The following is a 21132-nucleotide window of genomic DNA, read 5'->3' as shown; positions in this document are numbered from 1 at the left end:
ATTCATATCCTCCTTTCTTATTATCTTCCTCTACTTGATGGTCTTTGTGCGCGCTCTCGACCTGAACAACAGCTTTCATTATTACTTTCTTCGCTCTCTTCGCACGCTACTGTGACACTCTTAATATGAGGTACTGCAACTAATATAACTTCTTCTTTTACAATTAATGTCACAAACTCACAAGAAACATCTTGTAAGATACCTTCAACTTTCTCTGGGCCACCACGATTAATTTTCACCCAACGATATTTGAAGCTTTGAAGTAGCTTTTCAAAGTCACCTTCACACTCACATTCCAACCATCCACAATCATCTGCTTTACAATCTTTCACATTTTTTGTAATGCTTTTCAGATGACGAATCTGATAGTAATAGAGCTCTCCTTTTTCATTCTTTAATACAAAGTAATCCGAACATACTGCGACTATTGTTCCTTTTTGAGATTCTGGACCACCCCTGTTTACTCTCACAAAAGATCCAATTAAATCTTCCAAGAAATCACAATGAAATAAACTCACGAGAAAACCCCTTCCATTAATTTATAAGCTTTTGCACTGATAGTATATGTATCTGTACAGGTTACGTTCTCTATGTTTGTCCTAGCTAGAAAAAAATATGCTTTTAACATGGTAGACTATTACCTATCAAAATTTGAAGAAAGGCTAACAACTCCTTATGCTTTAATATCTTTAAACAAAAAATCCCTTATGAAGATACATTTCTGCATATCTTCATAAGGGATTTCCCATAGTTTAATCTTCGTCTTTAACATCCATATCTTCTGGAATGGGTTCGTTCAATATTTCTTCCACTAATTGCTTATATTTCTCCATTTGTTCTAAATGTGTATTGAATTGTTCTTTATTTAATAAATATTGCTCTCCATCAAATAGTGCACGAATTTTCTTTTGCTGAATTAACTCTTCAATATACGACTTTGGTAAATTCAAATACTCCGCAGCTTCTTCTACTGTTATATACAACTCGTTCATTCCTTTATTATTTTTTCCTATATACTGTATCTTACTTTATTTTTGTAAACAAATAAAAAAGATTTTGTAAATGCAACCTAAAAAGCAGGTAGATGCATTCCATATATTGTATAATAGTATATAGTAAGAATTTTTTAAATATAGAATGGTATTACCCATTTACACAAAGGAGAGTTAACATATGGCTACTCGTCACATCATTACAATGTTAGAAAAAACATTACAAATTGAAACAGAAAACACAATTTCTCATTTGACTGCATCTTTATCTGATCGTATTCTTTCTCAAAGCGTAGCAATACAGGAAAACAATTGTTACCATACAATTGGAGAATGGTACAAAAATCATTTCTTATTCCAACAAGATGATTTCCTTTGGGCTAAATACGTTTTCTATGACGCATATTGTGAGGAAATAAAAAAACAAGGTCATCTTACAAAACGTGTTCGCCAAATATTAGAATCATTAGCTCGAATGCATGGAAAACAGTACATTGCTTCTATATTAAACATGCCATTTCCTAACGAACGAGCTAAAGGAACAGCATAATGTAATACTGTTCTGCGTCAGCAAAACATAGATTCATTGTTTTATAGGAGGATTTACAAATAAAACGTTCATTTCACATGAACTGATGAAACCGGTGTCATTATAATGATTGAAAATATAGTAAACAGGAAAACCCCCATTTACCTCTCTCGTCATTCGAATAGAGAAGTAAATGGGGGTATACTTGTTCCTTTACTATTTCATCATCTGCTTAATCAATTCACGATTTCTCTTCTTAAATACTTCATTATGCGAAGAAACCATTCCATACTCACTTGCATTTGGCTGAATAAATTGTTTCGCTTTATTTACAGCATTTCCAGCATCTTGGAATGCTCCCGCAATTAAGTGTAATTTTCCTTCATGCTTTAAAATATCCCCAGCGGCATATAATCCGTCTACTGAAGACTCACTGTTTGCATTCCCTGCAATATAAAAATTATCTATAATCGCAACGTCTAACTCACTATTTTCTAATAATGTAATGTCACGTTCATATCCATGATTAATAATAACTTCATCAATAAGTAAATGAGAAACTTCACCTGTCTCATGATTCGTTAATTCTACATATTCAATCGCTTCATGACTATCACCAGCAATTAATTTTGTAATCGATGTATGAAAGAAACACTCAGCTGAGCTGTTCAGCAGTTGCTTCACTTGTGCTTCATGACCAGATAATTCTTCTTTTCTATATGTTACATATACTTTTTTCGCGATTGGTTCTAATTCATTTGCCCAATCAACGGCAGAATTTCCTCCGCCGGAAATAATGATCGTTTTATCTTTGAAACGCTTTAAAGATTTCACTGTATAATTTAAATTCGATACTTCAAATCGCTCAGCACCTTCAATTGATAACTTTTGTGGTTTCAATATACCACTTCCAGTTGCCACAATAACTGTTTTTGAAAAGTGTTCTTTTCCATCGTTTGCTTTTAACGTAAAAGTGCCATCTTTATTACGAATAATCGATTCTACTTTTGTATTTAATACAACTTCTGGCTGAAATGTTAACCCTTGTTGTACAAGTTGCTCAATTAATTTATCACCTGTAACTGGTAATAGTCCACCTACATCCCAAATCATCTTCTCTGGATAAACATGTATTTTTCCACCTAGCTGTGGTTGAAATTCTATTATTTTCGTTTTCATTTCTCTGAGTCCACTATAAAAAGCTGAATAAAGCCCTGCAGGTCCTCCGCCTATCACAGTTACATCAAACAATTCTTCTCGATTCATTCGTGCTCACTCCTCAGCTACTAATCATTGATTATCATTCTCAATAAAATATAACCTGTTTCCGCAAAATTTACAATTAAAATTACTATTGACAATACAACTAGATAAAATTATATTATTTAATGAATCAATAGTGATAATCATTATCAATTTGTTAATAATTAGAAAATTTGAGATTACATCTTCTTTTATTAGTATGGTTAATACTATATTGTGACATCTCACATTCAAAATTTTTAATAAACATTTTGTATTACCACTACTCTTTCAAAAAAATTGCAGTTAAACAAATTATTGTATACACATATCATCTATTTAAAGGAGACAGACGATGAAAAAGTTATTTATTTCACTAACCGTTCTTTTCGTCCTTGTTATGAGCGCTTGTAGCAATGGCTCTACAGACAAAAAGAATGATGCAAAAGGTAGTAAATCAGAAACAATTACATACCAATCTGAAAATGGTAAAGTAGAAGTTCCTGCAAATCCAAAACGCGTTGTTGTTTTATCATCATTCGCTGGTAACGTAATGTCATTAGGTGTAAATCTTGTTGGGGTAGATTCATGGTCTAAACAAAACCCACGTTTTGATAGCAAACTTAAAGATGTTGCTGAAGTATCAGATGAAAATGTTGAAAAAATCGCTGAACTAAATCCAGATTTAATCATCGGTTTATCAAATATTAAAAATGTTGATAAGTTAAAGAAAATCGCTCCTACTGTAACATACACTTACGGAAAAGTTGATTACTTAACACAGCATTTAGAAATTGGTAAGTTATTAAACAAAGAAAAAGAAGCAAAAACTTGGGTTGATGACTTCAAGAAACGTGCACAAGAAGCTGGTAAAGAAATTAAAGCAAAAATCGGTGAAGATGCTACAGTTTCTGTTGTAGAAAACTTCAACAAGCAGCTTTATGTATACGGCGAGAACTGGGGCCGTGGAACAGAAATTCTGTACCAAGAAATGAAATTAAAAATGCCTGAAAAGGTAAAAGAAAAAGCATTAAAAGAAGGTTATTACGCATTATCTACTGAGGTATTACCTGAGTTTGCTGGTGATTACTTAATCGTAAGTAAAAACAAAGATACTGATAACTCATTCCAAGAGACAGAATCATATAAAAACATCCCAGCGGTAAAAAATAATCGCGTATACGAAGCAAACATGATGGAATTCTATTTCAATGATCCACTTACATTAGATTTCCAACTGGACTTCTTCAAGAAGAGCTTTCTTGGTAAATAATACAAACATGAGGAATTCTTAAATTAAGAATTCCTCTTCCTTTATTCTATGAAAAGAAAAGATGTGAAACGAATGACAAAAGAACATGACAATACACGTTCTATAGCTTTTACATACAAATTAATTTTAAGCATAATTGCATTCTTTCTTATTTTTATGGTGGCAATGGTATTAGGTGCTGCAGATACTTCAATAAAAGACGTATGGTTAGCACTCACTTCCTCCGCTAAAGGGGATAAAATATCTATTATTCGCGAAATACGTTTGCCCCGTGAAGTTGCTGCTATTTTTGTAGGGGCTGGACTTGCTGTTTCTGGAGCAATTATGCAAGGATTAACACGAAATCCACTTGCAGACCCTGGATTATTAGGATTATCTGGTGGAGCAAATGCTGCACTTGCGTTAACGCTAGCCTTCAACCCTTCCATCAGCTATCTTTACTTAACATTTGCTTGCTTTATCGGTGCTGCAATTGGCGCAATTATGGTATTTGGCATTGGCATGGTGAAAAAAGGTGGACTCTCCCCTCTTCGAATTGTATTAGCTGGTGCTGCCGTTTCAGCATTTTTGCTTGCAATTTCAGAAGGTGTCGGCATTTATTTTAAAATTTCACAAGAGGTATCACTTTGGACTGCTGGGGGCGTAATTGGAACAACTTGGGGACAATTAAAAATTATTATTCCAGTCATTTCAATTAGTATCTTTATCGCTATCTTACTAGCAAAAAAATTGACAGTTCTTAGTTTCAGTGAAGAAGTAGCTATTGGACTAGGTCAAAAAATTATTGTTATTAAAACCATTCTATTTATCATTATTATCTTACTTGCAGGTGCGTCTGTAGCACTTGTCGGAAATATGGCATTTATCGGTTTAATGGTACCTCACATGGTACGCCCAATTGTCGGTCCAGATTACCGATTTGTTATACCGATGTCAGCAATTGCTGGGGCTTCCTTTATGCTACTTGCAGATACAATCGGACGTACCATTAATGCTCCGTACGAAACACCAGTTGCTGCTATTGTCGCAATTGTAGGATTACCATTCTTCCTATTCATTGTACGTAAAGGAGGAAAAATGTTCTCATGATCCCATCTATTCTAAGAAAACAACGTCTTATTATACTCGCTTTACTTATCCTAACCATTACAACTATTGTAATTGGAATGGGGCTCGGTTCAGCATCTTTATCTTATGATCGACTACTCCCAACATTAATGGGACAAGGAACTTTTAAAGAGGAGTTCGTTTTATACTCATTAAGACTCCCTAGAATTGTCATTACATTATTAGCTGGTATGGCTCTCGCTTTATCAGGAGCTATTCTGCAAGGACTTACCCGAAATGATTTAGCTGAACCTGGTATTCTCGGAATCAACTCTGGGGCCGGTGTTGCTGTTGCTATTTTCTTCTTATACTTTCCAATAGATGTAGGTTCATTTCTTTACTTACTACCTGTCGTTGGATTTATCGGAGCATTTCTAACAGCTGTTCTAATCTACGTATTTTCATATAGTAAATCAACTGGACTTCAGCCGGTGCGATTAACATTAACCGGTATCGGTTTTGCATTTGCATTATCCGGAATGATGATTGTCCTTATTTCATCCGCAGATCGTATGAAAGTGGACTTTATCGCCAAATGGATTGCCGGTAACATTTGGGGAGATGACTGGATCTTTGTTTTAGCAATGCTTCCATGGTTAATCGTATTCATTCCGTTTGTTTTCTATAAGGCAAACCGATTAAACATTCTAGCATTAAACGAACCGGTCGCAATTGGCGTTGGAATTGAAATTGAAAAAGAACGCAGATACTTATTAGTGGCGGCCGTTGCGCTTGCAGCTGCAGCTGTTTCCGTAACAGGAGGAATTAGCTTTATTGGACTAATGGCTCCTCACATCGCAAAATCTTTAGTAGGTCCAAGGCATCAAATCTTCATGCCTATCGCCCTTTTAATTGGCGGATGGCTATTACTATTAGCAGACACAATCGGACGAAATATCGTTGAGCCTAACGGTATTCCGGCAGGTATTGTTGTCGCTTTAATTGGTGCTCCTTACTTTATGTATTTGTTGCTTAAGAAGGCATAGAAAGACCCTCAAGAGTCAAATCTTGAGGGTCTTTCTTGTTTCATTCTATTGCTGTCCATACCCTTCAAACTTCTTCGCCAAATTCTCCATCTCATCTTCTGGCAATAACTTAGGCTCTCCGACGCTTTTCGTTTGATAATAAATTTGTGCACAAAACTCAATTTCTTCTGCAACAGTAAATGCCATTTTGATATTATTTGCACCTGCAATTAAACCGTGATTCGCAAGTAAAACAGCACGGCGATCAATCATCCCTTCGAAAGCTGCCTCTGCTAATTGCTTCGTACCAAATGTTTCATACGGTGCACAGCGAACATTAGGGCCTGCGAAAGCAATTAAATACGATACTGCGGGCAGTTCCCATCCTAATGATGCAATCGTCTTCGCATAAGGAGAATGTGTATGCACAAGCGCATTTATATCTTCACGCTTTCTATAATAAATAAGGTGCATATCGAGTTCGCTCGATGGTTTTCTCTCTCCCTCTACTACATCGCCATCTAAGTTTAATATAACTACATCTTCAGGCTTCGTTTCATAATAATCTAAACCACTTGGGCTAATGGCAACAAGACCTTGCTCGCGATTGAAAATACTAATATTACCGCCTGTCCCCTTTGTTAAACCGCTAGAAATCATTTTCTTTCCATACGCTACAATTTCTTCTCTTTCTTTTTGTAATAACATATACATCCCCCTAAGTATGAAGCTTATGATGACTGACTTTTTAACTCTAGATACTTATTGAAATAGCTTTTTTAAGTTCTCCGTAAACGGTGCTTTTACAATCCCTTTTTCCGTAATAATCGCTGTTACATTTTCATGTGGCGTTACATCAAATGCTGGATTATATACTTTACTTTCTTTCGGAGCAGAATATTGACCGAAGCGATTGATCACTTCAGAAGCATCTCTTTCCTCGATTGGAATTGCTTCTCCTGTCGGTGTTTTCAAGTCGATTGTCGGTGTTGGTGCCGCTACATAAAACGGAATGTTGTAGTATTTCGCTAAAATAGATACGCCTAATGTTCCAATTTTATTTGCTACATCACCGTTTGCTGCCACACGGTCGCATCCAACGATTACCGCATCAATCTTCCCTTGTGACATGACCATAGCTGCCATATTATCTGTAATGACAGTGACGTCAATTCCCGCTCGCTGCAATTCTAATGCTGTTAACGTTGAACCTTGTAATCTAGGGCGCGTTTCATCGGAATAGATTTTTAAGTCCCATCCTTTTTCTTTCGCTAAGTACATTGGGGCTGTCGCAGTACCATACTTAGTCGTCGCTAACGCACCAGCATTACAATGTGTTAATACTCCCATTCCGTCATGGAATAACGTTAAAGCATGTTCTCCAATTTGACGATTAATTTCTTCATCTTCTCTATGAATCTCTTTTGCCTCTTCTAGTAATCTATCTTTCAACTGTGCGATTGATAAGTGAGCGTTTTCTAGCGCTACTGCCTCCATTCTTTCAAGTGCCCAAAATAAGTTTACTGCTGTCGGTCGTGATGTGGCCAAATATGCACATACCCGTTTTACTTCATCAATAAATTCAGCTTCCGTACTTTCAACAAATTCCTTTACCCCTAAATACACACCATAAGCTGCTGAAACACCAATCGCTGGTGCTCCTCGTACTTTCATTACTTGAATGGCATCCCACACACTTTCAGCTGTTTTAAAAGATTCATAGATAACTTCATTCGGTAATAATGTTTGATCTAATAAAACTAAAGCATCATCTTTCCACTGGATTGGTATTAATTGCTCTTCCATCATCTTCTCCCCTTACTTCGCGTAGTGCATTGACTGTTCTTTTAACGTTTCTACAAAGCTTGTACCTGTTTTATATTGATTCGCTCGTAAAATAAATTTCTTTGCAACTTGAAGACAAATACGTTCCGCTCTAGCACGTGCTTCCTCATTCTCAATACAAGTAATGTCTTGTACTTTCGCTAGCCCAACAATACGACGAATTAACTCAAGACCCGTCACCGCAGCTGTATCCTCTAATACAGATTGTAAATAGATTTCGTTAAAGCCTTCTTCCTTCGCCATAATCTCTGTCACATGAATATCCCAAGCGTCTAAAAACTTCTTCTTAAATAAATCAATGACCTCTACCATTGTCGATTGTAACCAATCCATCACCTATTTCTTTACACTGTAACCTCTTTGCATCCTCAAACTTACATAATTTCTCTTTCACATATACAATCACATCATTAGCTTCCATTAAAAAATACTTCGTGAACTTAGACATGGTTTCCCCTCCACACTAATTGTAAGCGTTTTCTAAAAACTATAAAAAATAATAGGGTGAAATTTTTTCATCCTATATTATATCTTCTTCTTTTTGAAAGGTATATCTAGGTTTTATTATATCTTGTTAATATCTTGAGTCAATGTTTCTATATCATTGCAATATGCTTCCTAATTATATATTTGAGAGGACAAAAATTGTTCAAAAAGATTCTAGTTCATTTTATTTTATTTATCACACAATTCTTTGTAAAATAGAAATAAGCAGTTCCTTTTCAAAAAGACAACTTCTAAGAAATATTTCCTTCCTAACAATTTACACTTACACCATATCTCTAACATACACACTACTCTTTCAAACAATCATTGAAAATTTATAAACTTAAAGTTACCTTTCAATTCCCTGTTATCCTTAATTGAGAATAAATATTAATTAAATTGATATAAAGTTCGTTTATTCTCTTGACAAAATAACCACTTCTATATGATAATTAATATCGAATTAGAATTATTATAGTTAATTAAAAAATATATTTTATGAGCACACTATTTTTTGATGCTCAAAACCAACATTTAGGAGGAATTTTAATATGTTATTAATCGGCACAGAAGTAAAACCGTTTAAAGCTAACGCTTACCATAATGGAGAATTTATCCAAGTTACTGACGAAAGTTTAAAAGGAAAATGGAGTGTAGTTTGTTTCTACCCAGCTGACTTCACATTCGTTTGCCCAACTGAACTTGAAGACTTACAAAACCAATATGCAACTCTTAAAGAGTTAGGCGTTGAAGTATACTCTGTATCTACAGACACTCACTTCACTCACAAAGCATGGCATGATAGCTCAGAAACTATCGGTAAAATCGAGTACATCATGATTGGTGACCCAACTCGCACAATCACTACAAACTTCAACGTTTTAATGGAAGAAGAAGGTCTTGCTGCTCGTGGTACATTCATCATCGATCCAGACGGCGTTATCCAATCTATGGAAATCAATGCTGACGGTATCGGCCGTGACGCAAGCATTCTTGTTAACAAAATTAAAGCAGCTCAATACGTACGTAACAACCCAGGTGAAGTTTGCCCAGCTAAATGGCAAGAGGGTTCTGCAACACTTAAACCAAGCCTTGACCTTGTAGGCAAAATCTAAGGAGTTCGATCAAAATGATACTAGATGCAGATATAAAAACACAACTATCCCAATATCTTCAATTAATGGAGAACGATATTTTACTTAAAGTAAGCGCAGGAGACGATGACGTATCTAAAGATATGTTAGCTCTAGTAGACGAATTAGCTACTATGTCATCTAAGATTACAGTAGAAAAAGTTGAATTAGAGAGAACACCAAGCTTTAGCGTAAACCGCCCTGGTGAAGACACTGGTGTCGTATTCGCTGGTATTCCATTAGGACACGAATTTACTTCATTAGTGTTAGCTTTACTACAAGTAAGTGGACGCGCTCCAAAAGTTGAACAAAAATTAATCGATCAAATTAAAAACATTCAAGGCGAATATCATTTTGAATCTTATATCAGCCTAAGTTGTCATAACTGTCCTGATGTTGTACAAGCTCTTAACGTAATGAGCGTTCTTAACTCTGGTATTACACATACTATGATTGATGGCGCTGCATTCAAAGAGGAAGTAGAAAGCAAAGACATCATGGCAGTACCAACAGTTTTCCTAAACGGCGAATCTTTCGGAAGCGGTCGTATGACACTTGAAGAAATTTTAGCTAAAATGGGTAACGGTCCAGATGCATCAGAGCTTTCTGATAAAGATCCATACGATGTTCTTGTTGTTGGTGGCGGCCCTGCTGGTGCAAGTGCAGCAATTTATGCAGCACGTAAAGGAATCCGCACTGGTATCGTTGCTGAACGCTTCGGTGGTCAAGTAATGGATACTATGGGTATTGAGAACTTCATCAGCGTAAAACGCACTGAAGGTCCTAAGCTAGTAGCAAGTCTTGAAGAGCACGTTAAAGAATACGACATCGATGTAATGAATCTACAACGTGCGAAACGTTTAGAGAAAAAAGAACTTATTGAAGTGGAACTTGAAAACGGCGCTATTCTGAAAAGTAAGAGCGTAATCGTTTCAACAGGTGCTCGCTGGCGTAATGTTGGCGTACCAGGTGAAGCTGAGTTCAAAAATAAAGGTGTAGCATACTGCCCACACTGTGACGGTCCATTATTCACTGGAAAAGACGTAGCAGTTATTGGCGGAGGTAACTCTGGTATTGAAGCAGCTATCGACTTAGCAGGTATTGTTAATCACGTAACTGTTCTTGAATTCATGCCAGAATTAAAAGCTGATGCTGTATTACAAGAACGTCTTAACAGCTTACCAAACGTAACTGTTCTGAAAAACGTTCAAACGAAAGAAATTACTGGTACTGATAAAGTAAACGGTATTTCTTACATCGATCGTGAAACTGAAGAAGTTCATCACGTTGAATTACAAGGTGTATTCGTACAAATCGGTCTTGTTCCAAACACAGACTGGTTAGGCGAAACAGTTGAACGCGTTCGCGGTGAAATCGTAACAGACAAGCACGGCGCTACAAACGTACCAGGAGTGTTTGCTGCAGGTGACTGTACAAATAATCCGTACAAACAAATCATCATCTCTATGGGTTCAGGTGCAAACGCAGCTTTAGGTGCATTTGATTACTTAATCCGTAACTAATATAGACGTGAGTAAAAGACGCATTACCAATTAGGTAATGCGTCTTTTTTATTACAATGTATCTACGTAGTCGTCAAAATCCTTCCAACATAGTATTGTATACGGCGACCCTATATCCAATACTACTTTTACATCCTCTGCCACTACTTTGATTCTTTTTAATGTGCTGTCTCTTTTTCCGGCCGGATAAATAGCAATTTTTACAACTTCCTGTTTTCCACCCTCATAAATCTTTATTTTCAATTCTAATTGGTCTATTTCTTCTTTTGAAGGAATCTCTTTTCCTTCCCAATCACACATTTCGAACAGAGGATATCGATCTCCATGCCATTCCTCAACAATCTCAATGACTTTAAGGATAATATAATTCCCCGATACTAATTCATAACTAACAGCATCACCTGCTTTTAAAGAAGTATTAGCTATAAATCTCTTCGGTACTTTTTTCGCTTCTGGCTGCGGAGAATTTAACTGTTCTCTTAATTTATTTAAAACTACTTCACGTTTCTTCTGTAATTTAGGTTCTTCTTCCCAGCGAGCTAAATCTGTACCACTCTCTATTATTTGCAATGCCTCCTGCTTAACATTCTCTTGAAGTCTCCCTAACCTCCATTGTATGGAAGCAAATACTAACCAAAAGGCAATAGTTTCTTCATCATCTAATTCATTCTTGTACTCCTCAATTACAATCCTACTTGCTTCCTCATTTGAATATTCATTTGCTAACAAATCCTTATATAGTAACTTAATATCTTCAGCAATATCGTCTGATAATATTGCTACTCCCCAAGCACCCATACATTAACACTCCAATCTATACACTAAAAACCTCTCATTCCCATTCTTCTCATAAGCCCCAGGCAATCTTACTTCCCTCTTCAGCTCAAACGCAGTCTGATTTTCTAAGAAGAAAATATAGTCCTCAGAAGGATAATATAAAATAATATCCACTTCTCTCCCCATTTCTTCTACAGAAAGTAAAATGTTATTTACTACGTTCATAAATACTTGTACAGAAAATGGGTTGAAGAAATAAAATCGGTTATCACGCGGATCAATCTCATATTCCTGCGCTAAACAGCATTCAAACCCAATTTTATCTTTACTGTTTCTTACCTTGCGTGCATAACGATCAAGATTATCCAACGCTTCTTTATAAAACTCTTCATTCATTTCAATTCCAATCGCTGAAGCACCGCACTTATGGTGCATATAAAAGTTCAATCGTCCTTTTCCACATCCAAAGTCTACAATCTGGTCACTACTTCTTATTTCATATTGATTCAATAACTCATCTAATCCGCTATACGGCGTCGGTTCATAACGATGATAATGCATAGACTTGTTAAATCCTTTTTGCTCACCGACTGTTTTTATATTTAAAACTGCATCATAATATTGTTCGTTCATTCGACTTCTCCTATTAAGAAATGGTACTTATTATTATACACCATGTACTGGAGACTCATTTTTCATCAAGTCAATAGGTACGTGAAATTATATCGACGATTTTCTCAATATATCGACTTAACGACAAATTCCTACAAAAAAACAGGAGCTTCCTAGCCCCTGTCTTCTAACACTTTCAATACAGTTTGTTTTAATATTTCTACCCCATCCATAATACAACTATGATCGAACTTCATATACGGATGGTGTAATCCAGGTTGTAGGTCTGCTCCTAATCCAAGCATGACAGCTTTTAAATGTGGTCTCTTCACTGTGTAGTAATGGAAATCATCGCTTCCTGTCGTATAAAGCGGCCCCGTACATTTATCTTCCCCATACACTTCAAGAATACCTTTACGCATAAATCGCTCAGCTTCTTCTGAAACTTCAGCTCCTGGCGCGAGATCAATCCACTCATATGAAGTTTTCGATCCCATCGATGCAGCTGATTCTATGACATGCTCTATTTTTTTCTTCAATTCTTCTAATAATGTATTACTCTCCGCTCTGACATCTAAGCTAAAATGCCCGTTACCCGGAATAATATTTAAATTATCAGCACCAGCTTGGCACCTCGTCATCTTTACTGAATAGGAACTTTGCGGTGGTAGCCATATGTTTTTCAAACCGATATTAATCATGGAAATAACATCAATTGCATTTATCCCTTGATGTGGGCGTGCTCCATGTGCATCTTCTCCGTGAATCGTACCCTCTAAAAATCCTGCTGCTCCGTGACGAATTGATGGGGCAGCCTGTTTCAAAGATAGTTCTTCAATCGGGCGCAAATGAACACCGAATAGGAAATCCGCATCATCCACAGCACCTTTCTCTACCATTTTTAAAGCACCATTCCCTTTCTCTTCTGCTGGCTGAAAAATAAATCTAACTGTACCACTTTTCCATCTCATATTCTTTAATTGTAAAATAAGTCCCATTACAATCGTCATATGAGCATCGTGACCACACGAATGATTCGCTTTAAATTCTCCATTCACTTCTTGCCAAAGTGCATCCATATCAGCGCGAATCGCAATAACAGGATTTCCGCTTCCAATTTCAGCAATCACGCCTGGGCAATCATCAAATATTTTATATGAAATTCCTTCTTCTTTTAAAAAGTTAGTAATATACGCTGTCGTTTCATACTCTTTCCAACTCACTTCAGGGTTTTCATGTAAATGCTGAAAAATTTCAGTTAAACGCTCTTGTAGTTCTAATGTTTTCAAAGCTACATTCTCCTTCCCAAATTCCAAAACCATTTAGGTTAATTATACTTATGAAAAACAGATGTTTTTATGAACATATTGAATTTTAAGAAAAAAGTCAATTATTTATTTTTAAACACTGAAAAAGCTTACTCTACATCTATATTACAAACTAAACAAACAACTAGAATATTACTTATTTTCTGTCTTTTGTGTTGACGCTTACATATATTTTTAGTTATCATAACCTAATAAACGTCTATTTTACGACAATTCTAAAAATACAAACAAAAATATATAACAAGGAGGACATTTATGAAAAAAGAAATACCTTTTGGTGTAGCCATGATCCCTATCATCATTACAGTTGCAGTTATGATGGTTACAATTGTTGTATTAAAACAAAGCCCTCACGTCCCACTTATTATCGGTACAACCGTTGCTTCTATCGTTGCTTGGCGTTACGGTTACAAATGGAACGACATTGAAGAAGCAATGTATAAAGGAATTCGCCTCGCATTACCCGCTATCGTTATCATTATCCTAGTAGGTTTAACGATCGGTGCTTGGATTGGTGGTGGAATCGTCGCAACAATGATTTATTACGGTTTAAATCTATTAACTCCATCACTATTTTTAGTTTCAATTACAATTATTTGTTCTATTGTTGCATTAGCTATTGGTAGCTCTTGGTCTACAATGGGAACAATTGGTGTTGCAGGAATGGGCATTGGCCTTAGTATGGGAATCCCAGCTCCAATGGTTGCCGGTGCTATCATTTCCGGTTCTTATTTCGGCGATAAAATGTCACCGCTTTCAGACACAACAAACTTAGCCGCAGGATTAACAAATACAGATTTATTCACACATATTCGTCATATGTTATTTACTACAATTCCAGGTTTAATTATTACGCTTATCGTTTATGCGTTCTTAGGAAGAAGCTTCGGCGCTAACAATATTGATGCAAAAAGTATCGAGCAAACGTTACAAGTATTGCAGCAAAACTTTGTTATCTCGCCTTTCCTACTAATCATACCTGTAGTCGTTATGGTGTTAGTTGCTAAAAAAGTTCCTGCTATACCAGCTATTCTCGTAGGTATTATTTTAGGATTTTTATCACAAGTCTTTATTCAAGGTGGTTCTGTCTCATCAGCTGTTGCTGCACTCCAAAGTGGATTTGTCATAGACACTGGCAACAAGCTAGTAGACGAGCTATTTAATCGTGGTGGTTTAAGCTCTATGATGAATACCGTCTCTATGACCATTGTCGCTATGACTTTCGGAGGAGTATTAGAACATACAGGTATTCTTCGCTCCATTGTAAATCAAATTTTAAAATTAGCGACATCAGCAAAAGGACTTATCGCTTCAACTATCGCATCTTGCTTTGCAACAAACCTTACTTGCTCTGAACAATATATCTCGATTGTTGTTCCTTCAAGAATGTACGCGAATGCATACACAGAAAAAGGACTACATTCTAAAAATTTATCCAGAGCATTAGAAGATGGCGGAACATTAACTTCTGTTTTTGTACCTTGGAATACATGCGGTGTATTTATACTCGCAACACTCGGCGTAGGTGCTTTCGAATATGCTCCTTATGCTATATTGAATTTCATCGTACCTATTATCTCGATTATTTACGGTATAACTGGTCTCACAATTACGAAACTATCTGACATTGAAAAAGCGGAACTACTAAAAAAACAAAAAGCTCAATTAGAAGCTTAAAGATAACGGTAAATTCAGTTCGTATATTGCGCGAGGACGCCCTTGTTGATAAGGCATTTCCTCGCCGCAAATATGAACATACCCATAATCAACTAGTTTCTTTAATAACCTTTCAGTTGATCGTCGAGTCACTTGTAAGTATTCAGAAAGATCTGCTGCTGTAAACTTCAATGACGGATGTGATTGACTAAATTGAATAATCTTTGATAAATTTGCTGGGCTAAGTTTCGTTTCCTTCGCTATTTTCATTAGTTCCGGGTTGTCGTTCTTCAAACTTTGTACTCTCTGTTCTTTCGGGAACGGACCAAATAGTTCTTTATCACTTGTTAGTATATAAAAACAGTGGTCTATTGGATTATTCTTCGCGAAACCTTGGGCGATTTTAGCATTTTGCTCCGCTTCTTTCACAGTTTTTCCGTAACCAAATCCAATAGCTATCGTTCCTTCTATACTCGCAAATAAATTATTTATCATATTTGTTTTTATAATGGATTCAATATCACCACGAGTTGTATACAAAATGAACGTCATTTCATCAATTGTTTTAAATGAACCACGTAGTTCTTTTGAAATGACATTTAATTGCTCAAGCAAAACATCTCGTAATTCTAAAGAAGAAATAATACAAGCACCAACAGTAGCTGAATGGCTTCTTGCTAACTCAGCTTTTATTTTTGCATCTTTTAACCCATGTATAATAGATTGCTTTGGATCTATCATACGTTCTGAAGGAATACCTATTTTTTGAAGTTCATCATAGACAGCATGAATACTAGTTAAAGCTAAATGAGCTTCTCCAGATTGATATTTAGCTACATGAAAATCAATAACTCTATTTATTTCATCTTTACTCCACAGCATATTTTCATAATCAAACACTTGTGGACTTTCTTTTATACCGATATCCTCGAGCACATTTACAATAAATGAGCGGTCTACTAAATCAATTGAGATTTGATGTGGTTGAATACCTTGGTGATACATGACAGAAAGAATGGAAGATGCGATGGTTGTCTCGTCTTGCTGTAAGTACGTACTCGGAATTCGTAATTGTTCTCTTATTTCTTTTGCCATATAATAAGGTAAAGCACCTGAGAAAAAGATGAAATCACAAGGCTTTAAACGCTTTAATAGTTCAGAAGATTCTGCTGGATGAAGGTAAATATATGGATCAATTTCTATTTCTTCTATTTTATGAGCAATAGGTAAAAGTGTCTCCATAAACTCTTTTGAACCGACAACTGCAATTTTTATCATCATTTCTCTAACTCCTTATCATTAATTAACGACTATTTAACGTCAACTATATCAAATGTACAAAACCATTGTAAACAGGAAGGGGTCTTTATTCAATGAAAATTACAGCTATTCACCTTTATGCAATTCGTTTACCGCTTCGCGATCCGTTTGTTATTAGTTACGGTTCTTATTCTGATATGCCTTCTATTATTGTCAAAATGGAAACAGACGAAGGCATTATCGGTTATGGTGAAGGCGTCGCTGATGATCACGTTACAGGCGAATCGTGGGAAAGTACTTTCCATACTTTAAAGCATACACTAGCTCCTGCTCTTATCGGGCAAAATCCAATGAATATCGAGAAAATACACGATATGATGGACAATACAATTTACGGTGTTCCTACTGCAAAAGCTGCAATAGATATTGCTTGTTTTGATATAATGGGCAAAAAACTAAATCAACCTATATATCAATTAATTGGCGGACGCTACCATGAAGAATTTCCTGTCACTCACGTCTTAAGTATCGCAAATCCAGAAGAAATGGCTGAAGAAGCTGCCTCTATGATTCAAAAAGGTTACCAATCTTTCAAAATGAAAGTCGGTACAAATGTAAAAGAAGATGTAAAAAGAATTGAAGCGGTACGTGAACGTGTAGGAAATGATATTGCGATTCGCGTTGATGTAAACCAAGGGTGGAAAAATAGCGCCAACACATTAACAGCACTTCGTTCATTAGGTCATGTAAACATCGACTGGATTGAACAGCCTGTTGTCGCAGACGATATTGACGCAATGGCTCACATTCGTTCGAAAACAGACCTTCCGCTTATGATTGATGAAGGATTAAAAGGTTCTCGTGAAATGCGCCAAATCATTAAATTAGACGCTGCTGATAAAGTAAACATAAAACTAATGAAATGCGGCGGCATATATCCCGCTGTAAAACTCGCTCATCAAGCTGAAATGGCAGGCATTGAATGCCAAGTTGGATCTATGGTCGAATCATCCGTTGCCTCTTCCGCAGGATTCCATGTCGCTTTCTCGAAAAAAATCATTACGAGCGTCGAGCTAACAGGTCCATTAAAGTTCACGAAAGACATCGGAAACTTACATTACGACGTACCATTTATTCGCTTAAACGAAAAGCCAGGACTCGGCATTGAAATAAATGAGGATATCCTGCAAGAACTTACCGTCTTTCAAGACGTTGTACGCTAAAGGAGGACTAACGCATGACAGTTCTATACGAAGGCAGATTAAAACAAAATAATGAGCAATTTCACGTTACATTACTCACACTAGAGAACATCGAACAAATCTTATCACTACAAAACGTTGTAGTTGAGACGCTTGAGGATAAAAGTCGCTTACAACCACTATCGTTAGAAGAATTTCAATACATTCTAGAAGGAAATGGCATGATGATCGGTGCTTTTATCAAAAACGAACTCATCGCATTTCGCGCCCTACTCGTCCCTCCTATCGACGATGAACATTTAGGACTTGATATCGGCTTACCAGAAAGTGAACTACACCGCGTCATCTATCAAGAAATCTCAAACGTTCATCCGAACTGCCGCGGAAATGGGATGCAAAAAATATTAGCGACAGTCATCATGGACGAATTACAAAAAGAAAACGGCAAATATGATTATGTGTGCTGCACTGTTGCACCTTTTAACATTCCAAGTTTAAAAGATAAGTTCTCACAAGGGATGGAGATTGCTGCACTGAAGGAGAAGTATGGTGGTAGTATGCGGTATGTTTTTGTGAAGGAATTGTGTGGGGACAATGAAAGGGATTGGACCGATATTAAGAGCATTCCAATGAACAATGCTGGTGGACAACAGGCGTTGCTTTCGGAAGGGTATCGTGGGTATGAAATGGAGAAGGTGGATGGAGATTTTGTTGTGAAGTTTGGAAGATAATTGCTACACCAGAAAAAAGGAGATGTCTGCTGTAACATCTCCTTTTGCTTTCTCTTCCTTGAACATATCGACCGCAACCCCAAATATATCAGCGGTTTTCCAAATATATCGACTTACCGACAAAGATTGACAATAAGTGCATCACTAAACCGTCATCTTCCAACTAGATAACGCTAACCAGTTCTCCATTTCCTTATAATCAGGCATGATTTTCCCGACAAGACGCCAAAAAGAGCGATCATGATTTAAATGAACCATATGACACATTTCATGAACAACTACATAATCAATTACTCGCTGTGGTGCCATCGCTAGCTTCCAATTGAAGGTTAGTTGTAAATTCGAATCACAAGTACCCCACGTGCGACTACTATCTGTAATACGAATAGAACGTGGTTTTGTTTTAAAGTTACTTTGATGCGCTTTAATACTCTTCTCTACTAATGACTTACACTGCTTATAGTAAAATCGTTTTAAAGCTTGCTGTATTTTCTCATCTTTAAGATCTTTCACATAAATATGTAGCTTATCTCCTTCAAACACTGCATTGTCTTGCGTAATATTTGTATCTTGAGAAATTTGTATCGGATACGTACTTCCTAAATACAAAAAGCCTTCTCCTTGATCATAATCCTTTTCCTGTGGTCCACGCGCTCGCTCCGCCATTTCCTTACGTGTTGCCTGAATCCAATCCCACTTCTCTTCTAGCAACTGGACTAAATATTCAACAGGTGTCCCTTTCGGAGCTTGCACCTCAACATTCCCGTAAGAATCCACCAAAAAACGCACCGATTTTTTCTTTTTATAAGTTATATGAAAATTAATTGTTTCGCCTAAATATGTATGTACCATTTCATCACCTAGCATATTATTTTTACAAATAAAAAAGAGTAGGATACAAACGTCCTACTCTACCTATTATATCATTTACCGCTTTAACGGAATCATTATCCTCTATACTTTACAGCTAATCCTTTAATGAAATTCCTTGCGTATCTATCGCCGCACTCTTTGTAATTTTTATGACCTTTTTTTCTTAATAGAGCGCCTAGTTCTCCTTTTGTCACCTTAACGCCTACGCTATCTAGTATATCAAGTACATCTTCACTCGTTAATGAAAGGGCGATTTTCATTTTCTTTAAAAGAAGGTTATTCGCACTCTCTTTGCTTTGTACAGGTGCCGGTTGTCCAGGTTTCGGATCTTGCTTACCTCTTTTTAAAGTAATAAATCCATTTAAAAATGCCTCTAACATCATCATATCGCATGTTTTTACGTACTCATCTTCTTCTACATCAGGGTTTTCGGGTTCGTACTGAGGCGCTCTCTTTATTTTTGTAAGCATATCAACTACGTCTTCTTTCGTTACTTCCATTCCGCCAAGTTTAAAAATTTCTACCATATCTATATCTTTTATATCTAAAGCATATCTTACTCTTTTTAATATATCGTTGTTGCTCATTGCCATTGGGTTTCCTCCTGAAATGTTGATTATAGTAATGCTTTTAGCATGTGTAAATGAATGTCGTTAAGTTACTACTTTAACATTTTAGAGGAAGGTTTTGTAGTCTTAGGTGGATTCATGCTAGTTAGGATTAAATCTAGGAAGAGATTGGAATGCTTTTTAATTCTTTTTTTCTATAAAATATATCTTAATTTTTTTATAACAACACACAGGTATTAATTAGTATAATAGAATAACAGCATTTTAAGGGCTTTCAGTTAAGTGGAGAATATCCAGTCTATATTTTTAGCGAAAGGGCAAGAATTTTTTAAACTCTTTCTATGTTATTGATAAAAAAACATACTTTACTTTTATGAATGGAGTTTGTTGTAAATGTTAGAAAAAGGTGCAGACCGAGTGAACAAAGTAGAATTAATGGACAAACATCTTGATTCTCACCAAGGAAAAATAACCAGTACCGAGATTTGTAACATTGTAATGTCCATTTTCAAATTTGATTTAACAACTAAACCTGTCCTATCAAAAGAATGGATAATGGCAAGATCAGGTTCCTCAACTGAGAACATTGCTATAAAGGCCATAGATTCTACCCTCACCCATTATGGAAGAAAGGCCACAGGAATAGAAATCCGCCAACTTATCAATCAAATTTTTGGTATTAACTTAGATGCAATATCCTCTTTAGAAGGGGCAAGAATTTCTTTATTTTCTAAAAATCAATGGGTTGTTCGTGATGAACAAGATTTATTTGTTGTTCATACTGGATTAGGGGATGTCGATGTAAAGGTTTTTCCTACTGACTATTTCACTGAGCACACTGGATTAGAAGAATTGCCGAAGGACCTAAAGCGATCATTAACAAACTTTGGATTCTCTTGCGATGAAAGGGCAGGATGTTACTATTACTCAAATCCATCTGGAGAAGCAATTCCAGACGAATTTAAAGGGCAGGTCATCGGAACAATTCTTAAGGTAATTCACGATTCATATCAATCTTTATAAAAAAAT

22 protein-coding genes and 1 pseudogene are annotated in these 21132 nt (G+C 36.2%); 10 read left to right on the top strand and 13 right to left on the bottom strand.

Annotated elements, in window-relative coordinates; all coding sequences use genetic code 11:
• Nucleotides 1–20 precede the first annotated feature (20 nt).
• Both ACTFRS_RS23060 and ACTFRS_RS23055 read right to left on the bottom strand, forming a co-directional pair.
• Nucleotides 21–518, bottom strand: a complete 498-nt coding sequence (locus tag ACTFRS_RS23060) for a spore coat protein (protein WP_139869463.1) — start codon at nucleotides 516–518, stop codon at nucleotides 21–23.
• 234 nt (nucleotides 519–752) lie between these two features.
• Nucleotides 753–992, bottom strand: a complete 240-nt coding sequence (locus ACTFRS_RS23055) for a helix-turn-helix domain-containing protein (protein ID WP_001004507.1) — start codon at nucleotides 990–992, stop codon at nucleotides 753–755.
• A 181-nt stretch (nucleotides 993–1173) separates the two neighbouring features.
• On the opposite strand from ACTFRS_RS23055, the gene ACTFRS_RS23050 reads away from it, so the two are divergent.
• On the top strand, nucleotides 1174–1542 hold the full coding sequence (locus ACTFRS_RS23050; protein ID WP_000235473.1) for a hypothetical protein: 369 nt from the start codon (nucleotides 1174–1176) through the stop codon (nucleotides 1540–1542).
• A gap of 195 nt (nucleotides 1543–1737) precedes the next feature.
• Here the strand turns inward: ACTFRS_RS23050 and ACTFRS_RS23045 are convergent, their stop codons facing one another.
• Nucleotides 1738–2787, bottom strand: coding sequence for an NAD(P)/FAD-dependent oxidoreductase (locus ACTFRS_RS23045; protein ID WP_139869462.1), 1050 nt, complete (start codon nucleotides 2785–2787; stop codon nucleotides 1738–1740).
• 331 nt (nucleotides 2788–3118) lie between these two features.
• Here ACTFRS_RS23045 and ACTFRS_RS23040 point away from each other — a divergent pair, with 331 nt between their 5' ends.
• The 3 genes from ACTFRS_RS23040 to ACTFRS_RS23030 are packed head-to-tail and all read left to right on the top strand — an operon-like array spanning nucleotide 3119 to nucleotide 6129.
• Entirely contained in the window at nucleotides 3119–4036 is a 918-nt protein-coding gene (locus ACTFRS_RS23040) for an iron-hydroxamate ABC transporter substrate-binding protein (RefSeq protein ID WP_000732578.1), read from the top strand.
• A gap of 48 nt (nucleotides 4037–4084) precedes the next feature.
• Nucleotides 4085–5125, top strand: a complete 1041-nt coding sequence (locus ACTFRS_RS23035) for a FecCD family ABC transporter permease (RefSeq protein ID WP_242294474.1) — start codon at nucleotides 4085–4087, stop codon at nucleotides 5123–5125.
• Nucleotides 5122–6129, top strand: a complete 1008-nt coding sequence (locus tag ACTFRS_RS23030) for a FecCD family ABC transporter permease (RefSeq protein ID WP_000613093.1) — start codon at nucleotides 5122–5124, stop codon at nucleotides 6127–6129. The genes ACTFRS_RS23035 and ACTFRS_RS23030 overlap by 4 nt, the downstream gene beginning before the upstream one ends.
• A gap of 45 nt (nucleotides 6130–6174) precedes the next feature.
• On the opposite strand, the gene ACTFRS_RS23025 is transcribed toward ACTFRS_RS23030, so the two are convergent.
• The 4 genes and pseudogenes from ACTFRS_RS23025 to ACTFRS_RS23010 all read right to left on the bottom strand — a co-directional run bounded on the left by ACTFRS_RS23025 (nucleotide 6175) and on the right by ACTFRS_RS23010 (nucleotide 8401).
• Nucleotides 6175–6816: an L-fuculose-phosphate aldolase gene (locus ACTFRS_RS23025; RefSeq protein WP_000926547.1), complete on the bottom strand. Its 642-nt coding sequence runs from the start codon at nucleotides 6814–6816 to the stop codon at nucleotides 6175–6177.
• Nucleotides 6817–6870: 54 nt separating this feature from the next.
• The gene (gene mtnA / locus ACTFRS_RS23020) at nucleotides 6871–7917 is read right to left on the bottom strand and encodes an S-methyl-5-thioribose-1-phosphate isomerase (protein ID WP_440025183.1); all 1047 of its coding nucleotides are present in this window, start codon (nucleotides 7915–7917) and stop codon (nucleotides 6871–6873) included.
• A gap of 9 nt (nucleotides 7918–7926) precedes the next feature.
• Nucleotides 7927–8286, bottom strand: a pseudogene (locus ACTFRS_RS23015) (S-methyl-5-thioribose kinase); the annotation flags it as partial.
• Complete coding sequence (locus ACTFRS_RS23010) at nucleotides 8249–8401, bottom strand: 5-methylthioribose kinase (RefSeq protein WP_139869456.1); 153 nt, start codon at nucleotides 8399–8401, stop codon at nucleotides 8249–8251. The pseudogene ACTFRS_RS23015 and the gene ACTFRS_RS23010, both read right to left, overlap by 38 nt.
• 589 nt (nucleotides 8402–8990) lie before the next feature.
• Between ACTFRS_RS23010 and ahpC the strand changes: the two genes are divergently transcribed.
• Together ahpC and ahpF are read left to right on the top strand one after the other, a co-directional pair.
• Nucleotides 8991–9554, top strand: coding sequence for an alkyl hydroperoxide reductase subunit C (ahpC, locus tag ACTFRS_RS23005; RefSeq protein ID WP_000924422.1), 564 nt, complete (start codon nucleotides 8991–8993; stop codon nucleotides 9552–9554).
• 14 nt (nucleotides 9555–9568) lie between these two features.
• Nucleotides 9569–11095: an alkyl hydroperoxide reductase subunit F gene (gene ahpF / locus ACTFRS_RS23000; protein WP_000599493.1), complete on the top strand. Its 1527-nt coding sequence runs from the start codon at nucleotides 9569–9571 to the stop codon at nucleotides 11093–11095.
• Between the two features lie 51 nt (nucleotides 11096–11146).
• Here ahpF and ACTFRS_RS22995 read toward each other — a convergent pair whose 3' ends face one another.
• The 3 genes from ACTFRS_RS22995 to ACTFRS_RS22985 all read right to left on the bottom strand — a co-directional run bounded on the left by ACTFRS_RS22995 (nucleotide 11147) and on the right by ACTFRS_RS22985 (nucleotide 13773).
• Nucleotides 11147–11893 carry a hypothetical protein gene (locus ACTFRS_RS22995; protein ID WP_000501504.1) on the bottom strand — a complete coding sequence of 249 codons (747 nt, stop codon included), beginning with the start codon at nucleotides 11891–11893 and terminating at the stop codon, nucleotides 11147–11149.
• A gap of 3 nt (nucleotides 11894–11896) precedes the next feature.
• Nucleotides 11897–12505, bottom strand: a complete 609-nt coding sequence (locus ACTFRS_RS22990; RefSeq protein ID WP_001005654.1) for an SAM-dependent methyltransferase — start codon at nucleotides 12503–12505, stop codon at nucleotides 11897–11899.
• 152 nt (nucleotides 12506–12657) lie between these two features.
• A complete protein-coding gene (locus tag ACTFRS_RS22985) occupies nucleotides 12658–13773 on the bottom strand; it encodes a M20 peptidase aminoacylase family protein (protein ID WP_431085125.1) in 1116 nt (371 codons plus the stop codon).
• A gap of 294 nt (nucleotides 13774–14067) precedes the next feature.
• Here ACTFRS_RS22985 and nhaC point away from each other — a divergent pair, with 294 nt between their 5' ends.
• Entirely contained in the window at nucleotides 14068–15489 is a 1422-nt protein-coding gene (nhaC, locus tag ACTFRS_RS22980; protein ID WP_000711544.1) for a Na+/H+ antiporter NhaC, read from the top strand.
• On the opposite strand, the gene ACTFRS_RS22975 is transcribed toward nhaC, so the two are convergent.
• Entirely contained in the window at nucleotides 15478–16749 is a 1272-nt protein-coding gene (locus ACTFRS_RS22975; RefSeq protein ID WP_000972831.1) for a hypothetical protein, read from the bottom strand. The genes nhaC and ACTFRS_RS22975 overlap by 12 nt on opposite strands.
• Nucleotides 16750–16841: 92 nt before the next feature.
• Here ACTFRS_RS22975 and ACTFRS_RS22970 point away from each other — a divergent pair, with 92 nt between their 5' ends.
• A complete protein-coding gene (locus ACTFRS_RS22970) occupies nucleotides 16842–17951 on the top strand; it encodes a mandelate racemase/muconate lactonizing enzyme family protein (protein ID WP_431085124.1) in 1110 nt (369 codons plus the stop codon).
• Nucleotides 17952–17965: 14 nt separating this feature from the next.
• The gene (locus ACTFRS_RS22965) at nucleotides 17966–18661 is read left to right on the top strand and encodes a GNAT family N-acetyltransferase (protein ID WP_242294478.1); all 696 of its coding nucleotides are present in this window, start codon (nucleotides 17966–17968) and stop codon (nucleotides 18659–18661) included.
• A 144-nt stretch (nucleotides 18662–18805) separates the two neighbouring features.
• Here ACTFRS_RS22965 and ACTFRS_RS22960 read toward each other — a convergent pair whose 3' ends face one another.
• Both ACTFRS_RS22960 and ACTFRS_RS22955 read right to left on the bottom strand, forming a co-directional pair.
• Nucleotides 18806–19513 (bottom strand): M48 family metallopeptidase, encoded by a 708-nt coding sequence (locus tag ACTFRS_RS22960; RefSeq protein WP_139869449.1) that lies wholly within the window; start codon nucleotides 19511–19513, stop codon nucleotides 18806–18808.
• A gap of 95 nt (nucleotides 19514–19608) precedes the next feature.
• Nucleotides 19609–20127 (bottom strand): DUF1456 family protein, encoded by a 519-nt coding sequence (locus tag ACTFRS_RS22955; RefSeq protein ID WP_139869448.1) that lies wholly within the window; start codon nucleotides 20125–20127, stop codon nucleotides 19609–19611.
• 369 nt (nucleotides 20128–20496) lie between these two features.
• On the opposite strand from ACTFRS_RS22955, the gene ACTFRS_RS22950 reads away from it, so the two are divergent.
• A complete protein-coding gene (locus ACTFRS_RS22950) occupies nucleotides 20497–21126 on the top strand; it encodes a hypothetical protein (RefSeq protein ID WP_139869447.1) in 630 nt (209 codons plus the stop codon).
• Nucleotides 21127–21132: the final 6 nt, after the last annotated feature.

Origin of the sequence: Bacillus cereus group sp. MYBK139-1 (assembly GCF_051916915.1) — a bacterium.
GTDB lineage: Bacteria > Bacillota > Bacilli > Bacillales > Bacillaceae_G > Bacillus_A > Bacillus_A pacificus.
Note: the sequence above shows the minus strand (reverse complement) of the source record. Positions and strands in the feature narration are given on the sequence as shown.

Coding starts and splice junctions, on each gene's coding strand:
- ACTFRS_RS23055 (WP_001004507.1), bottom strand. CDS start 992: ATGAACGAGTTGTATATAACAGTAGAAGAAGCTGCGGAGTATTTGAAT.
- ACTFRS_RS23050 (WP_000235473.1), top strand. CDS start 1,174: ATGGCTACTCGTCACATCATTACAATGTTAGAAAAAACATTACAAATT.
- ACTFRS_RS23045 (WP_139869462.1), bottom strand. CDS start 2,787: ATGAATCGAGAAGAATTGTTTGATGTAACTGTGATAGGCGGAGGACCT.
- ACTFRS_RS23040 (WP_000732578.1), top strand. CDS start 3,119: ATGAAAAAGTTATTTATTTCACTAACCGTTCTTTTCGTCCTTGTTATG.
- ACTFRS_RS23035 (WP_242294474.1), top strand. CDS start 4,085: ATGAAAAGAAAAGATGTGAAACGAATGACAAAAGAACATGACAATACA.
- ACTFRS_RS23030 (WP_000613093.1), top strand. CDS start 5,122: ATGATCCCATCTATTCTAAGAAAACAACGTCTTATTATACTCGCTTTA.
- ACTFRS_RS23025 (WP_000926547.1), bottom strand. CDS start 6,816: ATGTTATTACAAAAAGAAAGAGAAGAAATTGTAGCGTATGGAAAGAAA.
- mtnA (WP_440025183.1), bottom strand. CDS start 7,917: ATGATGGAAGAGCAATTAATACCAATCCAGTGGAAAGATGATGCTTTA.
- ACTFRS_RS23010 (WP_139869456.1), bottom strand. CDS start 8,401: ATGTCTAAGTTCACGAAGTATTTTTTAATGGAAGCTAATGATGTGATT.
- ahpC (WP_000924422.1), top strand. CDS start 8,991: ATGTTATTAATCGGCACAGAAGTAAAACCGTTTAAAGCTAACGCTTAC.
- ahpF (WP_000599493.1), top strand. CDS start 9,569: ATGATACTAGATGCAGATATAAAAACACAACTATCCCAATATCTTCAA.
- ACTFRS_RS22995 (WP_000501504.1), bottom strand. CDS start 11,893: ATGGGTGCTTGGGGAGTAGCAATATTATCAGACGATATTGCTGAAGAT.
- ACTFRS_RS22990 (WP_001005654.1), bottom strand. CDS start 12,505: ATGAACGAACAATATTATGATGCAGTTTTAAATATAAAAACAGTCGGT.
- nhaC (WP_000711544.1), top strand. CDS start 14,068: ATGAAAAAAGAAATACCTTTTGGTGTAGCCATGATCCCTATCATCATT.
- ACTFRS_RS22975 (WP_000972831.1), bottom strand. CDS start 16,749: ATGATGATAAAAATTGCAGTTGTCGGTTCAAAAGAGTTTATGGAGACA.
- ACTFRS_RS22970 (WP_431085124.1), top strand. CDS start 16,842: ATGAAAATTACAGCTATTCACCTTTATGCAATTCGTTTACCGCTTCGC.
- ACTFRS_RS22965 (WP_242294478.1), top strand. CDS start 17,966: ATGACAGTTCTATACGAAGGCAGATTAAAACAAAATAATGAGCAATTT.
- ACTFRS_RS22960 (WP_139869449.1), bottom strand. CDS start 19,513: ATGGTACATACATATTTAGGCGAAACAATTAATTTTCATATAACTTAT.
- ACTFRS_RS22955 (WP_139869448.1), bottom strand. CDS start 20,127: ATGGCAATGAGCAACAACGATATATTAAAAAGAGTAAGATATGCTTTA.
- ACTFRS_RS22950 (WP_139869447.1), top strand. CDS start 20,497: ATGTTAGAAAAAGGTGCAGACCGAGTGAACAAAGTAGAATTAATGGAC.